Origin of the sequence: Roseomonas sp. E05, from assembly GCF_030063475.1 — a bacterium.
Taxonomy (GTDB): Bacteria; Pseudomonadota; Alphaproteobacteria; order Acetobacterales; family Acetobacteraceae; genus Pseudoroseomonas.
This window is the reverse complement of sequence record NZ_JASIRT010000009.1, coordinates 16433-33339: the sequence shown is the minus strand read 5'-3', so window position 1 is coordinate 33339 and position 16907 is coordinate 16433. Positions and strand designations below refer to the sequence as shown.

Genomic DNA, 16907 nt, shown 5'->3' with positions numbered 1-16907 from the left:
GGTCGTGAAGCGGCGCAGTTCCAGGATGTTCCGGGAAACCCCAAGGGGCTTCCAGCATCAATGCCGGTGGAGGCGCCGGGATCTGCCATCTGCCCTTCAGCAATCCGATCCGCAGGACGATGCCGCAACGGGCCCGGACCGCGCCGCTCAATCCACACGGGCATCAAGCGCGGCGGTGGCGATGCGCTGGCGCTGCCCGCCGGAGAACTGCACGCCGCGTTCGCCGACAGGCGTCGCCATGCCCTGCGGCAGCGTGGCGGCAAAGCCGGTCAGCGACGCGCGCTCCACCGCCTGCGACAGCTCCTCCGCCGTCGCCCCCGGCCGGGCGAGCCGGATATTCGCCTCCGGCGTGTCGTTGAAAGATAGGTATCCTGCGCCACCGGTGCGACGTGGCGGCGCAGCCGGTCCAGCGCCTCGTTCTCCGCGTCCACGGCCGAGAGCGCCTCGTCCAGGATCAGGATCGGCGCATCCCGCCGCAGCGGCGCGGGCTCACGCCGCAGGTGCCACGCCAGACCAGACGTCCGTCTGAGGCGGGGGTGGCCCGCCTCGAACTGTGCAGGAATGACGAGGATTGCGCCGGGCGGGCCGGCGCCTTGCCTCAGCACAGGAGACGGGCCGTGGGCGAGCTTATCAGCTTGATTGGACTGGATGTGCACAAGCCGGCGATCATCGTCTGTGTTGCGGAGGCTGGCCGGGATGGCGAGGTCCGCTTTGTGGGCGAGATCCCGAACCAGGCTGCCCGGCGAACGGCTACGTGCGTCTACCCCTTGAAGGGACGGACATCAGAGCTGCCTGGTTGCAGTGCCGGCGAGCGTGTGGAAGGCGCCGATGCGGCTGCGCCGACCTCGACGCCGGCCCAGGCCTCGACCACGCGCACGATGGAGGTGAAGTCGCTCTCCGCGCCGAAGGACGCACTGGTCACAGCCAGCATCTGGCGCACGGCACTGCCCACCACCATCGGCACGCCCATCGCTTCGGCCTCGTCGACGCACAGCCGGACGTCCTTGTGCGAAAGGCCGGTGGCGAAGCCGAAGTCGAAGCTGCGCGGAATGATGGCACGCGGGAACTTGTCCTGCGTCGCGCTGTTGCGGCCGCTGCTGGCGTTGATCACCTCGCACATCAGGCTGGGGTCCAGCCCGGCCTTGACACCCATCACGATGGCCTCCGAGGACACCGCCAGCGCCGCCGCGGCCAGCAGGTTGTTGCACAGCTTCATCACCTGCGCCTGGCCTGGCTGCTCGCCGCAGAAGAAAGGCTTGCCCAGGATGGCGAGGATCGGCGCGATCTCCTCGTAAGCATCGCGCGGGCCGGAGACCATGATGGCCAGCGTGCCCTTCTCGGCGCCGGTAATGCCGCCGCTGACCGGCGCGTCGATGGCGGTGCGGCCCTGCCCGGTGAAGACGGCGGCAACCTGCTGCGCGACACGCGGCCCGGTCGTCGACAGATCGATGAAGCGCCGCGCCCGCTGCCCCTGCAGCACGCCATCCGGCCCGAGACCCACGGCCCGCACCACATCAGGCGTAGGCAGGCTGCCGAGCACGATATCGGCGCGGTCGGCGACCTCCATCGGCGTTGCCGCGCGCTCTGCGCCGCGAGCCAGCAGCGGTGCCACCGCCGCCTCCACGGGGTCGCAGACGACGAGGCGGTGGCCTGCATCGATCAGGCGCGCCGCCATGCGGCTGCCCATCTGCCCAAGCCCGACGAAGCCCAGCACCTGGCCTGACATGGCGTTCCTCCTTCGCTTTCCTTCCCGGGTCTAGGCAGCCACCGACCCAGGCACAAGCGAAATATGGTATCGATATCATGCAGGCAGCGCGCCGGCCCCGTACCGCCCGCTTCAGGTACTGCCGCGTTGAACGATCTCGAAACGCAGATCGACGGCGCGCCGCTCCGTCGAGCGGCCCTGGATGCGGTCGAGCAGGATCTCGGCACCGCGCCGGCCGATCTCGGCACGCGGCAGCCGCAGGGTGGTGATGCCGGGCATCAGGTGGCGCATCAGCTCCAGATTGTCGAAGGCGGCGATGGCGACCCGGCCGGGCACCGCCCAGCCGCGGCGCTGGCATTCGAGAAGGGCACCGACGGCCAGCACGTCGCCGGCAAAGAAGATCGCATCGGCCGGGGCATCGGCCTCGACCAGCCGCGCCACCGTCTCGGCGCCGGAATCGAGGCCAGGCGGCATTTCGACGACCAGTTGCGGGTCCTCGGCCAGCCGCGCCTCGGCCAGGGCGGCGCGGTAGCCCCGCTGGCGGTCCAGGGTGCGGTCGTTGTCCCGCGCCGGGAGAGTGACCAGGGCTATGCGGCGGTAGCCGAGCCGCGCCAGATGCAGCGTCATCGCCCGGGCCGCCTCGTGGTTCGAATAGCTGACCACCATATCCAGCGGGTCCGCGGGGAGGTTGCCGATCTCGACCACTGGCACGCCGGCACGCCGGATCATCGCGCGCGAATGGTCCGTGTGGGTGGCGTTGTGCAGGATCAGCCCGGCCACCTGCTGCGCCAGGAAAGCGCCGATCAGCGCTTCCTCCTTCTGGCTGCCATAGCCGCAATCGGCGATCATGAGCTGGTGCCCGCTCTGCCGCAGCACCTCGGACACCGCCTTGATGGTGGTGGAATACAGCGAGTTGTCGATGTTCGGCACAATCAGGCCGACCAGCGTCGAGCGGCGGGAGGACAAGCTGCCGGCCAGCCTGTTCGGCAGGTAGCCCGCCGCCTGCACGGCCGCGTTGATCCGTTCCCGCACCTCCACCGAGACCTTGCTGGGATCGCTCAGCGCGCGCGACACGGTCATGGTGGAAACGCCGGCCATCCGCGCCACGTCGCGCATGCGCACCAGGCCGCTGGCCTTGCCCGTTTCACTCATGGCGCTGCGCCTTGCCACAGGGGAGGTACGGCCCACCCCGGCTGCCGACCTGTGGGAGATGGGAAAAGGGTGCGGAGGGGAGAAGTCATTCTCCCCCGAATATTACACCGCCCGCATCCAGCCGCCATCGACGTCCAGAATGCTGCCCTGCACGTAGCTTGCCTCCGGCCCCGCCAGGAAGGCCACGGCCGCGGCGATCTCCTCCGGCAGGCCAAAGCGGGCGATGCCGGATTCGGAGGCCAGCCCCTGGGCCGCCTCCTCGGCGCCGATGCCCCGCTCCTGCGCCAGCGCGGCGATGCGCCCGGCCAGCCGGTCGGTCCGGATGTTGCCGGGATTGATGGCATTGACCCTGACGCCGTCGCGGATGCCCCGATCGGCCAGGGCCTTGGTCAGGTTGATCAGGGCCGCGTTGACCGAACCGCCGATGGTGAAATCCGCGCTGGCCAGCCGCCCGCCGATACCGGCAATCAGCACCGCCGCGCCGGCTGCCGCGACCAGGTGCGGCCAGGCGGCGCGGCAGAGCCGCATTCCGCCGAACAGCTTCAGGGCGTATCCGTCGGCCCAGGCCTCGTCCGGCAGCGCCAGGAAATCGCCGCGCCGGGTGGCGCCGGCGCTGTGCACCAGCAGATCCAGACGGCCGAAGCTCGCCACGGCAGCCGCCACGGCCTGGCCGGCGGCCTCCGGCTGCGTCAGGTCGGCGGCGAAGGCGGCCGCGCCCGGCAGGGCCGCCGCCTCGGCCTCCAGCAGTGCGGCGGAGCGCGCCACCAGCATCACCTGTGCGCCTTCCGCAGCCAGCCGCCGCGCGATCGCCAGGCCGATGCCACGGCTGGCGCCGCTGACCAGGGCCGCCCGGCCTTCGAGAGTTCGGTTCATCGCTGTTGCGTCCTAATCCAGGCTGATGCCCGCGTCGCGCACCACCCGGCCGATCTTGTCCGTCTCGTCCCGCATGAAGCGGCCGAAGTCCTGCGGCGAGCCACCGGCCACCTCCGCCCCCATCTCCAGCAGACGGGCACGTTCCTCCGGTGCGGCGATGATGTCCATGATGCTGGCGTTCAGCCGCTGCACGACGGCGGGCGGCATGCCGGCGGGGCCGATGCAGGCGTACCATTCGTCGATCGCGAAGCCCGGCAGGCCGGACTCGGCCAGCGTCGGCAGATCCGGCAGATAGGGCGCCCGGGTTGCCGAGGTGACGGCCAGCGGCCGCACCCGACCGTCGCGCACGAAAGGCAGGGTGGAGCTGGCATTGCCGAACATCAACTGCAACGAACCGCCGGCGAGGTCGGTCAGCGCCGGGCCACCGCCGCGATAGGGCACGTGGATCATCGAGGTCCCCGTGGCCAGCTTGAACATCTCACCCGAGATATGCACCGCCGAGCCGATACCGGGCGAGCCGAAGGCCAGCTTTCCCGGTTGCGCCCGGGCGAGCGCAATCAGCTCGGCCACCGAATGCACCGGCAGCGAGGGATGCACCGCCAGGATATTGGCCACGCGCGAATGCAGCAGAATGGGCGTCACGTCGGCGATGGGGTCGTAGGACTGGCGCTGCAGCAGCGCCATGGAGAGCAGCGTGCTGGTCACCATGCCGAAGGCGTGGCCATCCTTGGCGGCGTGGACGATCTCGGCGGCGCCGATGGCTCCGGAAGCGCCGCCGCGATTCTCGATCACCACCGGCTGGCCGAGCGCCACAGAGAGCTGCGGCTGCAACTGGCGCGCCAGGATGTCCGTGGTGCCGCCAGGCGGCCAAGCCACGATCAGCCGGATGGGGCGCGCCGGCCAGGACTGCGCCCGCACGATCCGCGGGGCAGCGAGCAGGGCAGCGACAGACAGGAGCGTCGCTCTGCGCATCATGGCTTGTTCCTCCCTTGGCGGGGCCAGAACAGGGCGGGATGATCCCTCCCCGGCGTCCCCGGCGTTCCCTTCGTTCCCCTGGCCCGCGCACGGTCTGCGCCGCGGCAGCGCTTCAGGAGGCGGACCAGCCGCCGTCCACGGGCAGTGCGGCGCCGGTGATGTCGCCGGCGGCGTCGCTGCACAGGAAGCCGACCAGCCCGGCCACGGCGCCGAGCTGCACGAAGCGCCCGCTCGGCTGCTTGCCCGTCAGCACGCCCGCCTCGGCTGCGGCGCGGTCCAGGCCACGGGCGGTCATGGCGTCGTGGATGCGCGCCTCAATGCCGGGCGTCAGCGAGGTTCCGGGGCACAGGGCATTGCAGGTGATGCCCTGCCGCGCCGTCTCCAGCGCCACTGCACGTGTCAGGCCGATCAGCGCCGTCTTGGTCACGACATAGCCGACCCGGTCCACCGTTCCGATCAGGCCGTAGATCGAGGACATGTTGACGATCCGCCCCCAGCCGCGCTGCCGCATGGCCGGCAATGCCAGCCGAATGGTGTCGAAGGCGGCTGAGAGGTTCACGGCGATGTCGTCGTCCCAGTCGGCGCGCGGCATGGCATCGACCGAGGCGAAATGCCGGGTGGCGGCGTTGTTCACCAGGATGTCGATCGCGCCGGCTGCCTGCAGCATCGCCGCCGTCGCCTCCGGATGACGCAGATCCGCCCGGTGATAGGTGACGCTGACGCCATGCTCGGCCGCCAGCGCGCCGCATATCGCCGCCGCCGCTCCCGGCTCCAGCAGGCCGTGCAGCAGGATGCCGCAGCCATCCGCCGCAAGGCGGTGCGCCACGGCGAGCCCCAGCCCGCCGGTCGAGCCGGTGATCAGCGCCAGACGGCCCTGCAGCGGACGGCTCATGCCCAGCCGCCCCGCCACGCCTGCCCCGCGCATGGCGGAGCCGCCCAAAGGTTGCGCAATTGACTGCTCCCGGCCAGCGGGCCAAAGTGATATCGATAACATGAACCATACAGACGGTCGCAGCCGGCCTCAAGCGGTTCCGGGAGCGGCACAAGGAGGACGCCATGCCAGGAAGCCGGGCGCTGCCGAGGCGCAGCCTGTTCGCCGCCACCCTCGCCGCGCCCCTGGCTGCCGCCTCGCACGGCGCCCGCGCGCAATCCACATGGCCGCAGCGCCCCATCCGCCTCGTGGTGCCCTATTCCCCTGGCGGCGGCACCGACATCTTCACCCGCGCCCTGTCGGCAGGGCTGGTGGAGACCCTCGGTCAGACCGTGGTGGTCGAGAACCGTGCCGGCGCCAACGGCGCCATCGGCTCGGAGATGGTCGCCCGCAGCGAGCCCGATGGCTACGTGTTCCTGGTCGATACCGGCAGCCTGGTGATGAACCGCTATGTCATGCCGAACCTCTCCTACGAGGCGCTGCGCGACTTCGCGCCGGTGGCGTTGCTGTCACAATACCCGCTACTGCTGACGGCTTCGGGCAAGGCCGCCTTCACCGACGTCGCCGGGTTGGTCGCGGCGGCGAAGGCGGCGCCGCGCAGCATCGCCTTCGGTACCTCGGATGCCGCCATCTCCTATGCCGGCAACCTGTTCACACGGCTGGCCGGCGTCGAAATGCTGGAAGTGTCCTACCGCGGCGCCGCCCCCATCCTGAACGATCTGGTGGCCGGGCACCTGCCGACGGGCTGGAACAGCACCGTCGCCGCGGCGCAGCACCTGAGCGCCGGCCGCATCCGCGCGCTGGGCGTCACCACCACCACGCGCACGCCGCTGTTGCCCGACGTTCCCACCCTGCAGGAGGCTGGCGTCGCCGGCTATGAGTTCGCCGGCTGGTACGCCATGGTGGCGCCGGCCGGCCTGCCGCCGGCGATCGCCGCGCGCATGCATGAAGGCATCCGTGCAGCTCTGGAACTGCCCCAGGTGCGCGAGCGCCTGCTTTCCATCGGAGCCGACCTTGGCGCCATGGGACCCGAACCCTTCGCGGCCTTCCTGCGCGAGGACGACCGCCGCTGGGCCGAGGCGGCGCGCCAGGGCCTAATCACGAGGGCGCAATGACCAGCGCGGCCGAACAGCTCGGCGCCTTCATTTCCGCAAGTCGTCCCGGCGCGTTGCCGGCGGCCCTGCGGCATGAGGGCCTGCGTTCCCTGTTGAACTTTTTCGGCGGCGCACTCGGCGCGGCGCAGGATCCGGCGGTCAGCACCGCCGTGCAGGTCATGGCACCCTTCTCCGGCCCGCAGCGCGCCACCCTGATCGGCCGCGCCGAGCGGCTGGACGCCATGGGAGCCGCCTTCGTCAATGCCGTCGCCGCCAACCTGCTGGATTTCGACGATACGCATCTGGAGACGGTGATCCACCCCACGGCACCGGTGGCGCCGCCGCTGCTGGCCCTGGCCGAGCTGCGCGGAGTTTCCGGCGCGACGCTGCTGCACGCCTTCATCCTCGGCGCGGAGGTGGAATGCCGCATCGGCTGTGCCGTCTCGCCAGGGCACTACGCACGGGGATGGCACATCACCTCCACCTGCGGCGTGTTCGGCGCGGCGGCGGGCGCAGCCCGGCTGCTGGGACTGGATGCCGGACGCTGCGCCGCGGCCCTTGGCATCGCTGCCAGCCAATCCGCCGGGCTGGTGGAAAACCTGCCCACCGCGGCGAAGAATGTCGGCATGGGCAATGCCGCGCGCAACGGCCTTCTGGCTGCGCTCTTCGCCGAGGCCGGATACACGGCGGCCCCTTCGGCCCTGGAAGGCAGGCTCGGCTGGGCGCAGGCCATGGGCGACGCGCCGGATGTCGGGCGCATCACCGAAGGCCTCGGCGAGCACTGGGAGTTTGCCCGCAATACCTACAAGCCCTATCCCGCAGGCATCGTCTTCCACGCCGTCATCGATGCTTGCCTGGCACTGCACAAGGGGCTCGACCCGGCCACAATCGCCGAGGTCGTGGTCGCCGGCGACCAGCTTCTGCTCGATCGCGGCGATCGCCTGCCGCGCAATGAGCGTGACGCCCGGGTCAGCATTCACCACGCGGCGGCCGTCGCGCTGCTGCGCGGCAGCGCCGGGGTTGAGGATTTCGCTGCCGCCGCGGTGCACACCCCCGCCGTGGCAGCGCTGCGCGGCAAGGTGCGCGCGGAACTGGATGCCAGCCTGCCGCGCGGCGCGGCCTGCGTCACGCTGCAGATGACGGATGGCAGCCGGCGCAGCATTGAGCTTCGCGACCCGCGTGGCAGCGCGGCGCGGCCCATGACGGATGCCGAGCTCGAGCGGAAATATCACGCCAGTGCCACCGGCCATGATGCCCCAGCACAGATCGCGCGGCTGTGGGCACTGGAGGCGGAGCCGGAGATAGGCGGACTGATGCGGGCCTTCGCCCCTCGCCGGAACTAGAGCATTTTCTGTTCGCTCTGGCTCACAGAAAACGCTCTAGCTATTTGTTTTTACGGGCATCTTCACCCGTTCCGATGATGCCATTGGAACGGGATCTGCTCTAGAAATCCCTCGGCGGAGGGCCAAAGCACCGCCCCTCCGCCGAGGCAGCCTGCCTACTGCGGCGTGATGCCGGCCTCCCGCACCACGCGGATCCAGCGGTCCACATCGGTGGCGATGCGCTGCCGCAGTGCTTCCGGCCCGCGCTCCTCCGGCGGGGGCGCCGTTGTCGCCAGATCGGCGAAGCGGCTGGTCACGGCAGGGCTGGCCAGCGCCGCCTCCACTGCCTGCACCAGGCGCTGGACCGCGGGTTGCGGAATGCCCTTCGGCCCTGCGATGGCATTCCAGATCACCATGTCGAAGCCCGGCACCCCGGCCTCGGCGAAAGTGGGCACCTCAGGGAGTTGCGGGATGCGCTGGCTGCCGGTCACCGCCAGGGCCACGGCGGTGCGGCCCTGATGCGCCGGGATCATTGTGACGGTCTGGTCGATCACCGCATCCACGGTGCCCGCCGCGAGATCGCTCATCGCCGGGCCGGCACCACGATAGGGCACCAGCGTCGCACGCAGGCCGGTCAGCGATAGAAGATAGGCCGGGGCCAGATGGCCGGTGGTGCCGGTCCCGGGCGTGCCGAAGGTCACGCCCTCGCCACGCTCGCGGATACGCGACAGCAGCGTCTTGAGGTCTCGCACGCCGGACTGCGTGCTGGCGGCGATCACCATCGGCACATTGGCGACGATGCTGATCGGCGTCAGGTCCTGCCGGGGGTCGAAGCCCAATTCCTTGGTCACCGCAACATTGGCCGCCAGCGAGCCGAGATTGCCGAAGCCGATGACGTGGCCATCGGGCGTCGAGCGCACCAACCGCTGCATGCCGACCAGGCTGCCGGCACCGCTGACATTCTCGACCACGACATTGCGCCCGAGGTCGGCAGCCATGCCTTGCGCCATCAATCGCCCCAGCGCGTCGAGCGTACCGCCCGGCGCCGAGGGAACGATCATGGTGACAGTGCGCGCGGGGAATTCCTGCGCCACGGCTCCACCACCGCAACACAGTGCCAGAATCGCAAACAGCCAAAGCTTTCCTTGCATCGGACGAAATCCCTCCTGCCCATTCCTGCATCTTGGCCACGGGCGCCGCTGCGCCGGGCCGGAGGAGGCAACCACACTGGCGACATGGGAGCAATATATTGTCCGTCAATCATACGAAGTATTGCCTCCGCTCCCTGGCGGCCATAAGCTTGCTACCGGGAAGAAAAACAGTCGGCGCGCGCGACGAAGGGCCGCGCAGGCCGGCACGGCCAGGAGAACCGATGATGAGCAAGCCAATCCCGCAATCCGCGCAACGCGACCGCGTCCGCAAGACCGTGCCTGCTCTGGTCGCCTATACCGAAGGCGTGGTCTACAGCGATCTCTGGGAGCGCAACGACCTGTCGAAGCGCGACCGCAGCCTGGTCACCGTGGTCGCGCTGGCCGCCACGTATCGGCCGGAGCAGCTCAGCGTGCATATCGGCCGCGCGCTGGACAACGGCGTGACGCACGAGGAGATCGCCGGCGCCATCACGCATCTCGCCTTCTACGCGGGCTGGCCGGCAGCGATGTCGGCTGCGCAGGTCCTCACCGAAGTGCTTGAAAAGCGGGAGGCATGAGCACCATGCGGGTCGGATTCATCGGGCTCGGCACGATGGGCGCCAGCATGGCGGCCAACCTCGCCAAGGCGGACGGCGTCGAACTGGTCGTGCATGACATGCGGCGGGAGGCCGCGGCGGCGCTGGTGGAAGGCGGCGCCCGCTGGGCGGAAACGCCGCGCGAGCTCGGCGCGGCCTGCACGGTCGTCTTCACCTCCCTGCCCGGCCCACAGGAGGTGCAGGCGGTCGGCGCCGAGCTGATCGACACGATGCCCAGGGATGGTGTCATCATCGACATTTCCACCAACGCCGTCTCCGCCGTTCGCGCGCTGCATGCGGCGGCGGCGGAGCGCGGGCTGCATGTGCTGGACGCGCCGATCAGCGGCGGCCCGCGCGGCGCCGTCACGCGCAAGCTGGCCTTCTTCGTCGGTGGCGAGCAGGCCATCTTTGAGCGCGTGCGGCCGTTGCTCGATGCGATGGGCGATCGCGCCATCCTGGTGGGCACGATCGGTGCCGGCAGCATCGCGAAGCTGGCGCACAACCTCTCGGGCTACGCGCTGAACGCCGTCATGGCCGAAGTTTTCGCCATGGGTGCCAAAGCCGGGCTGGAACCGCTCGCACTCTATGCCGCCATCCGGCAGGGCGTGCACGGCCGGCGCCGGACCTATGACGGCGTTACCGAGCAGTTCCTGCCCAACAGCTACGATCCCCCCGCCTTCCAGCTGCGGCTGGCGCACAAGGACGTTTCCCTGGCCTGCGCCCTGGGGCGGGAGGTCGGCGTACCGATGCGCTTCGCCGCGCTGACGCTGGAGGAGATGACGGAAGCACTGAACCGCGGCTGGGGGCAGCGGGATTCGCGTTCCGCCATGCTGCTGGAGCTGGAGCGCGCGGGTGTGCAGATCGAGGTTGACCGCACCGCGCTGCAGGCGGTCATGGAGGCCGACGGAGCGGAGCCGGCGGCGAAGCCATAGCCACCGCGTCTCTTCCTCGGCCACGCGCGCAGCGTGGCGGTGCGCCGTGCCCCGGCGCGCTGCTGCAAACCTCGCGGTGGCCCTTCGCGGAAGCAGGGACGCTCGGCACACTGCAAATGCAAGCTGATCACGAATGAACATCGTGATCAGGACACGAGCGCGGATCGACATCCAGCCTGGAGCAACGAGGGCGGCTCCTTTCAGCGCCCGCAGCGCCCGCCGGCCTGCCAGCGCCTCCGATGGCGGCGCGGAATCCCCTCGCCTCCAGTTGCCGGCGCTGGCGGCCGCTCTCATCTAGCTGGCGCGGTTGCCACCACCCAGCGCTTCGCCCGCCAGCCGCTCCGAGAATTGCGCCATCGCTGTATGGTCCATCCCTGGTCCCAGCAGGTTCACTGCGCTGGCCCACATCTCCCGGCACAGAGCGGCGAAGGGTACGGGTGTGCCGGTGTCATGCGCCACCTCCAGCGCCACGGAAACATCCTTTGCCATCAGCTCCAGACCGAAGCCGGCATCGAAACGGCGGGACAGCACAAACTGCTTGAACTTCTTCTGCGTGCTGTTGTTCATGCCGGTGGAGGCATTCAACACGTCCACCATCTGCGCCGGATCGAGGCCGAAGCGCTGCCCGATCAGCAGTGCCTCCACGCCGATCAGGAAGCCGGCCGCGCCCATCAGGTTGTTCAGCGCCTTCATGGCCTGTCCCGCGCCAATGCCGCCCACATGCGTCAGGGTCGTCCCCATGGCGCGCAGCACAGGCTCCGCCCTCTGCACCGCAGCAGCATCGCCGCCGAGCATGATGGCCAGCTCGCCGGTGCGCGCGCGCGGCACACCGCCGGACACTGGCGCGTCGATCATCGCTACGCCGCGCGCAGCCAGCGCCTCGGAGAAGCCGCGCGTCGCCGTCGGCACCCCGGAGCTCATCTCGATCAACAAGGCTCCGGGTGCCAGGGCGTCGCCCATGGCCTCGATCGCCCGGCCCACATGCTTCGAGGTCGGCAGAATGGTGATGACAGCGTCCGCACCACGCACGGCGGCCGCCGCATCGCCCGCAGCTTCACCGCCGATCTCGTTGGCGAAGCGGGTCGCACGCTCCGGCGCCACATCACAGGCCACGACCTGGAAGCCAGCCTCCACCAGCCGGGCTGCCATCGGCCAGCCCATGTTGCCGATGCCAATGAAGGCGATGCGGCGCAGTGCGCCGACTTCCACCGTGCCGCTCACTTCTTCGCGGGCTCGCCGGTCAGCGCGCCTTCCTTCACCAGCACCTCATGCGCCGCCTTGAAGGCATCAAGCCCCGCGGGAATGCCGCAATAAACAGTCGCGTGCAGCAGGATCTCCTTGATCTCCTCAACAGTAACACCGTTCGTCAGCGCACCTTTCACATGCAGCTTGATCTCCGGCGTCCTGCCGAGAGCGGTCAGCATGGCAAGGTTCAGCATTGAGCGCTGCTTGCGGTCGAGCCCCGGCCGGGTCCAGGCATAGCCCCAGCACCACTCGGTGGTGATGTGCTGAAAGGCCATCATGAAGTCATCGGCCTTGGCGATGCCACCGTCCACATACTCGGCACCGAGCACCGCACGGCGCACTTCGAGACCACGATCGAACAAGCTGTCGTCGGACATTCTGCCGTCTCCCTCAACTCCAAAAGTTTAAGAAGGTGTATGATTGTCTGTCAATGCACTTCAGTGCCACCCCTTTTGCTGGACGGGGGCGGTGCTCGCCGTCAGATTGTGCAGCGCGATGAGCCCCGGGAAGCCCGCCGCAAGGAATCCGAGAAAGAATGCCTGACGATTCGCTGCGCATTTCGCCACAGCCCGTGCGACGCCAGGTGGAGCAGCGCCTGCGCGATGCCATCATCACCAGCCGCTTCATGCCGGGCGAGCACCTGTCCGACCGCATGCTGTGCGACCTGTTCGGCGTCAGCCGCGGTGTGATCCGCGAGGCCGTGCGGCTGCTGGAAGCCGAAGGTCTGATCGTCGTGCTACCCAATCGTGGTCCCTTCGTGGCCTATCTCTCCCCTGCCGAGGCAACCCAGGTCTATGAGGTGCGAGGCGTGCTGGAGGCGCTCGCGGGCCAGGGCTTCGCCGAGCGCGCCTCCACCGAGGAAATCGCCGAGCTGCGTGCGGTGTTCGAGGAAATCGCCGCTACGAAGCCCGGCACGGACCGGATGACACTGCTGGGCCTGAAGCGCCGCTTCTACGACGTGCTGTTGCGAGGCTGCCGCAATGCCTATGTCGCGCGGATGCTGGACCAGCTGCTCAACCGCAATTCGCAGCTCCGCGCCACCACGCTTTCGGATCCGACGCGCCTGCCACACACCGTCGCCGAGATCCGCCGCATCGTCGAGGCCGCCGAGCGGCGCGACCGCGAGGGCGCCTGGCAGGCCTGCCGCGAGCATGTCATGCAGGCGGCGCAGGTGGCGCTGCGCATCCTGAATGAGCGGGCCGCCTCCGCCGGCACACCACCCCCCGCCGCGCCGGCCGGCTGAGGCGCGGCGCCAATCCCGCCGGGCCGCTCACCGCACTGCCGAGAAGGCCGTCGGCTGCAGGATCAGGTTCGTCACGCGCGCGACGATGGCACCGTCGCGCTCCGTCTCCGCCCGTCGTGCGATCCATTCAGGATCGGCCTGGAAGGCGTTCCACTTCTGCTCGCGTTCCGCCAGCGATTCCCATTCCAGCAGGTAATAGAGGTCCTGGTTGGAATCGCCGATGGCCACCGTCCAGAAGCCTGCCTGTCGAATCCCGTGCTTCTGCCAGATACCGAGGGTGATGGTCTCGAAGCGCTGCAGCAAGGCAGGCAGCCGGCCGGAGACGCAGTGATAGATCCGCAATTCGTGAATCATGGGGGTCCTTCCTGAATAGCTCTCGGGTGGCCGCGCTCATCGACAGCGTGGTGCCATAGCGACGGTGCGCCGAAACGATGGCCGAAGGCAACTCGGGCTGTCATTGGCATCTGCGGAACTACCGACCTGATGCCGCGCAGGCCGGCAGGGCCTCCAGCGCGCTGACCACCGCATCAGGGACGTCGATCGCGCCTTCCGCGCGGCGACGCTCGCGCTCGGCGCGCGAACGGTCGAACGGCATGCGCACCGTCGCGCCCCCAGGCTCGGGGCGCGTTGCCCGCACGGCCGCCGCGTAGCGCGACACTTCCTGCCGGAAGGTATCGGGGTCGGTCAGCAGGTCCGGACGGATTGCTATAGCCAGATAGCCGAATTCCTCCAGTTCGCCCGGCATGGCGGGCGAGCCGGCCAGCACGCCGAGCAACTGCACCACCATGGCCAGACCGCTGCCGCGGTGGCCGCCCCAGGGTGCGAAGGCGCCCGCCAGCGCGGCGGCGGCGTCGCGGGTGGGGAGGCCATCGGCATCGAAGGCCACCCCCGCAGGCAGCGCCTGACCAAGGCGCTTCGCCAGCACGACCTGAGCATGGATGATGGCGGAAGTGCCGATATCCCAGATCACCGGCTCATCCGCGGAGGGGAAGGCGAAGCAGATCGGGTTGGTGCCGAAGCGGCCCTGCGTCCCGCCATGTGGCGCCACCCAGGGCGTGGCGTTGGAAGCGATGGCCATGACCAACCCCTGCTCCGCCGCCATCTCGCCGTAGTAGGACAGCATGCCGGTATACCAGGTGCGGTTGGCGCCGACCACGGCGATGCCGGCGCTCAGGGCCTTTTCAATGGCGATGCGTGTTGCATGTTCGGCGACGAGGTAGCCAACATGGTCCCCACCGTCCATGCGGGCGGATACGGGACTTTCCCTGAGGGTCTGCATCGGTCCGCGCGCGGGCCCTTTGCCGTCCAGCCGCCCCGCGATGCTGAGGATGCGCGCCAGCCCGCTGTAGCCGAGGCCGCGCAGTTCGCAGTCCATCAGGTGATCGGCGATGATCGCTGCCTGCGCAGCGTCGTAGCCGAGTTGCCCGAGGCTGCGCAGTGACAGGTCGCGCGCAGCCTCCAGGATCATGCGCATGGAATTCCCTTCCCTCCCTTCGCGAAAGCGGGCGCGCAGCCGGTGACGCCCGAAGGCACCCACCTGCCCGCCTGCCGCCGCATCGCCGCCAGGTCCAGACGGGCCTGCGCCACCACGAAACCGGCGAGCGTTGCGGCTGATCCTATGGATGCGGTCATGCCGCTGCCTCCAGCGCCGGTTCGGCGAGACGCAGCGCCTCGCCGATATCGGCCACCGCCGGCAATGCCACCAAGGCTTCGGCGAGTTGTGCGGCCCGGGATGCGCCCAGCGCGGCAGCCGCGGCGTCACGGAAGCGGCGCTGCACCATCGCTGCATCGGCGGGCTGCAGATCCGGCAGTCCGGCCGCCAGTTGCCTGCCATCCTGCAGCGTCACGATGACCTCCGCGCCCTGCCGCGCCGGGAAGGCAGCGGTCGCCGCGGCATCGGCTTCCAGTTGCACCAGCGCAGCCAGGCGAAGCAGCTCGGGAGGTGCCGGCAGCGCGAAATGCCGCTCTTCCACAGCGCCATGCAGCAGCGCGGCGGCGACGCAGAAAGGGATGCTCATCTTCGCCTGAAGCACACGCACAAAGGGTCCCGCGCTATCGCAGCCCGGATAGCGCACGGCAGCCTCGGAGGCGCGGACAGTGATGCCGGTGATCGCCGCCGGGTCGAGCGCGCCAAGCTGCTGCCGCAGGTGCAATGCCGCCTGGGCCGGGGTCTGGGCGAAGTTGCACAGTGGCAGCGCCTTGCGGAAGACCAGTTCCACCTCCGCGGCGGCACCGGCGAAGAGCGGCAGATCGGCCGGTGGTGCCGCGCCGGCGGCAGCGAAGAGCCCGGCCGATCCTTCCAGCGCGGTGGCCGAGCCCTCAGCCCCCGCAGCGGCGAGCGCCAGCGCGGCAAGGCCGTTGCGCGCGGCGAAGCCGGGATGGAAGAACATCTCGTCACCGCCATCACGCGGCCACTCGTTCAGCCCGCCTGCGGTATTGGCGGCCAGCGCGAAAGCCGAGGCGGTCTGCTCCGGCGAAAGGCCAAGCAGCCGCGACCCCGCCGCCACGGCGGCCAGCGGCCCGGTCCAGCCGGTTGGCCGCCATTGCCGGCTGAAGGCGGGATTGACCAGGGCGCGGCCGATCGCAGCGCCCACCTCATAGCCGACCGCTGCCGCGGCGATGAAGTCGGGGCCACCCACTGGGCGGTGCTGCGCCAGCGCCAGCAGCGTGGGCAGCACGACAACGCCGAGATGGCTGACGGCGGCCGCGTGCATGTCCTCCCGCACCAGGCCATGGCCGGCGACGGCGTTGGCGAAGGCGGCCGCGCCTGGCGCGGCACGCCGGGCCTCGCCGATGATGGTGGCCCCGCCCGGTTCCGCCGCGGCCAGCCTGCGGGCGGCGCGGCTCGGCGTGGTGTCGCGCGCCTCGAAGGCGCAGGCGAAGAGATCGAGCAGGCAGAGCCCGACCGCCGGCGCCGCCGAGGCCGGCGGCACCGCGCCGAGCGCCGCCCCGGCGAGGCGGCGTGCGAGGGCGGCGCTCAATACATCACCATGCCAGCATCGGCGACGATCGTCGCGCCATGCAGATAGGACGCCTTGGGCGAGAGCAGCCAGGTGATCACCTCGGCGATCTCCTCCGGCGTGCCCAGGCGATTGAAGCTGGTCATGCCCTCGATCCGCTTCCGGATGGCGGGATCGGCCAGCGGGCCAGCGGCGAAGGGCGTGTCGATCATGCCCGGCGCCACGGTATTGACGGCGATGCCGCGCGGCCCGAGTTCGCGCGCCGCCGCCTTGGTGAGGGTGATCACCGCGCCCTTGCTGGTGGCATAGGACACGGTGCCGGCGAGCCCGCCGCCGCGCAGCCCGGCGACACTGCCGACCGTGCAGATCCGCGCGCCGGGCGCCATGCGGAGAGCCGCCTCGCGGATGCAGAGAAAGCTGCCGATCACGTTCACCTCGTTGACCCGGCGAAAGGTCTCGGCGGTGCTCGCGAAGAACGGTGTCGTCTCGTAGATGCCGGCGCAGGTGGCGAGCGCATCAATGCCGCCAAGTTCCGCCTCCGCCTCGGCCATGGCCTGGATCACCGCGGCCTCATCGGCGACATCCACGACGATGACCGGCTGGCCATCGGCGACGGCACGCGCGGCCTCCGCATTGCGGTCGAGGCAGGCAACGCGCCATCCCTCGGCAAGCAGGCAGCGAACGGTTGCGGCGCCGATGCCGCTCCCTGCGCCGGTGACAACGGCGCGCCCGTTCATGCCGCAGCTTCC

17 protein-coding genes and 1 pseudogene are annotated in these 16907 nt (G+C 69.9%); 5 read left to right on the top strand and 13 right to left on the bottom strand.

Annotated features, from left to right (window positions below; all coding sequences use genetic code 11):
• Nucleotides 1-147 precede the first annotated feature (147 nt).
• The 6 genes and pseudogenes from QMO56_RS11480 to QMO56_RS11455 all read right to left on the bottom strand — a co-directional run bounded on the left by QMO56_RS11480 (nt 148) and on the right by QMO56_RS11455 (nt 5597).
• Nucleotides 148-288 carry a hypothetical protein gene (locus QMO56_RS11480; protein WP_283525838.1) on the bottom strand — a complete coding sequence of 47 codons (141 nt, stop codon included), beginning with the start codon at nt 286-288 and terminating at the stop codon, nt 148-150.
• 472 nt (nt 289-760) lie between these two features.
• Nucleotides 761-1732 (bottom strand): annotated as a pseudogene (locus tag QMO56_RS11475) (NAD(P)-dependent oxidoreductase); the annotation flags it as partial.
• 105 nt (nt 1733-1837) lie between these two features.
• Nucleotides 1838-2857, bottom strand: a complete 1020-nt coding sequence (locus QMO56_RS11470; protein WP_283525835.1) for a LacI family DNA-binding transcriptional regulator — start codon at nt 2855-2857, stop codon at nt 1838-1840.
• Nucleotides 2858-2959: 102 nt separating this feature from the next.
• Nucleotides 2960-3730 carry an SDR family oxidoreductase gene (locus QMO56_RS11465; protein WP_283525833.1) on the bottom strand — a complete coding sequence of 257 codons (771 nt, stop codon included), beginning with the start codon at nt 3728-3730 and terminating at the stop codon, nt 2960-2962.
• Nucleotides 3731-3742: 12 nt separating this feature from the next.
• Entirely contained in the window at nt 3743-4705 is a 963-nt protein-coding gene (locus QMO56_RS11460) for a tripartite tricarboxylate transporter substrate binding protein (protein ID WP_283525832.1), read from the bottom strand.
• 112 nt (nt 4706-4817) lie between these two features.
• Nucleotides 4818-5597, bottom strand: a complete 780-nt coding sequence (locus tag QMO56_RS11455) for an SDR family NAD(P)-dependent oxidoreductase (RefSeq protein ID WP_283525831.1) — start codon at nt 5595-5597, stop codon at nt 4818-4820.
• A 164-nt stretch (nt 5598-5761) separates the two neighbouring features.
• On the opposite strand from QMO56_RS11455, the gene QMO56_RS11450 reads away from it, so the two are divergent.
• Together QMO56_RS11450 and QMO56_RS11445 are read left to right on the top strand one after the other, a co-directional pair.
• Nucleotides 5762-6751, top strand: a complete 990-nt coding sequence (locus QMO56_RS11450; protein WP_283525830.1) for a tripartite tricarboxylate transporter substrate-binding protein — start codon at nt 5762-5764, stop codon at nt 6749-6751.
• Complete coding sequence (locus tag QMO56_RS11445) at nt 6748-8073, top strand: MmgE/PrpD family protein (RefSeq protein WP_283525829.1); 1326 nt, start codon at nt 6748-6750, stop codon at nt 8071-8073. Before QMO56_RS11450 ends, QMO56_RS11445 begins: the two co-directional genes overlap by 4 nt.
• A 155-nt stretch (nt 8074-8228) precedes the next feature.
• On the opposite strand, the gene QMO56_RS11440 is transcribed toward QMO56_RS11445, so the two are convergent.
• Nucleotides 8229-9113 (bottom strand): tripartite tricarboxylate transporter substrate binding protein, encoded by an 885-nt coding sequence (locus tag QMO56_RS11440; RefSeq protein ID WP_283525828.1) that lies wholly within the window; start codon nt 9111-9113, stop codon nt 8229-8231.
• Between the two features lie 314 nt (nt 9114-9427).
• Here QMO56_RS11440 and QMO56_RS11435 point away from each other — a divergent pair, with 314 nt between their 5' ends.
• A complete protein-coding gene (locus QMO56_RS11435) occupies nt 9428-9760 on the top strand; it encodes a carboxymuconolactone decarboxylase family protein (protein WP_283525826.1) in 333 nt (110 codons plus the stop codon).
• A complete protein-coding gene (locus QMO56_RS11430; protein WP_283525824.1) occupies nt 9757-10710 on the top strand; it encodes an NAD(P)-dependent oxidoreductase in 954 nt (317 codons plus the stop codon). The genes QMO56_RS11435 and QMO56_RS11430 overlap by 4 nt, the downstream gene beginning before the upstream one ends.
• A gap of 294 nt (nt 10711-11004) precedes the next feature.
• Here the strand turns inward: QMO56_RS11430 and QMO56_RS11425 are convergent, their stop codons facing one another.
• Nucleotides 11005-11919 carry an NAD(P)-dependent oxidoreductase gene (locus QMO56_RS11425; RefSeq protein ID WP_283525822.1) on the bottom strand — a complete coding sequence of 305 codons (915 nt, stop codon included), beginning with the start codon at nt 11917-11919 and terminating at the stop codon, nt 11005-11007.
• A gap of 8 nt (nt 11920-11927) precedes the next feature.
• The gene (locus QMO56_RS11420) at nt 11928-12332 is read right to left on the bottom strand and encodes a carboxymuconolactone decarboxylase family protein (RefSeq protein ID WP_283525820.1); all 405 of its coding nucleotides are present in this window, start codon (nt 12330-12332) and stop codon (nt 11928-11930) included.
• Between the two features lie 158 nt (nt 12333-12490).
• On the opposite strand from QMO56_RS11420, the gene QMO56_RS11415 reads away from it, so the two are divergent.
• On the top strand, nt 12491-13198 hold the full coding sequence (locus QMO56_RS11415) for a GntR family transcriptional regulator (RefSeq protein WP_283525819.1): 708 nt from the start codon (nt 12491-12493) through the stop codon (nt 13196-13198).
• A gap of 27 nt (nt 13199-13225) precedes the next feature.
• On the opposite strand, the gene QMO56_RS11410 is transcribed toward QMO56_RS11415, so the two are convergent.
• From QMO56_RS11410 to QMO56_RS11395, 4 genes are all read right to left on the bottom strand, one after another.
• Nucleotides 13226-13552 (bottom strand): NIPSNAP family protein, encoded by a 327-nt coding sequence (locus QMO56_RS11410; protein ID WP_283525816.1) that lies wholly within the window; start codon nt 13550-13552, stop codon nt 13226-13228.
• Between the two features lie 118 nt (nt 13553-13670).
• Nucleotides 13671-14672, bottom strand: coding sequence for an Ldh family oxidoreductase (locus tag QMO56_RS11405; protein WP_283525815.1), 1002 nt, complete (start codon nt 14670-14672; stop codon nt 13671-13673).
• Between the two features lie 154 nt (nt 14673-14826).
• A complete protein-coding gene (locus tag QMO56_RS11400; protein ID WP_283525813.1) occupies nt 14827-16179 on the bottom strand; it encodes an MmgE/PrpD family protein in 1353 nt (450 codons plus the stop codon).
• The gene (locus QMO56_RS11395; RefSeq protein WP_283525811.1) at nt 16176-16895 is read right to left on the bottom strand and encodes an SDR family NAD(P)-dependent oxidoreductase; all 720 of its coding nucleotides are present in this window, start codon (nt 16893-16895) and stop codon (nt 16176-16178) included. Before QMO56_RS11395 ends, QMO56_RS11400 begins: the two co-directional genes overlap by 4 nt.
• Nucleotides 16896-16907: the final 12 nt, after the last annotated feature.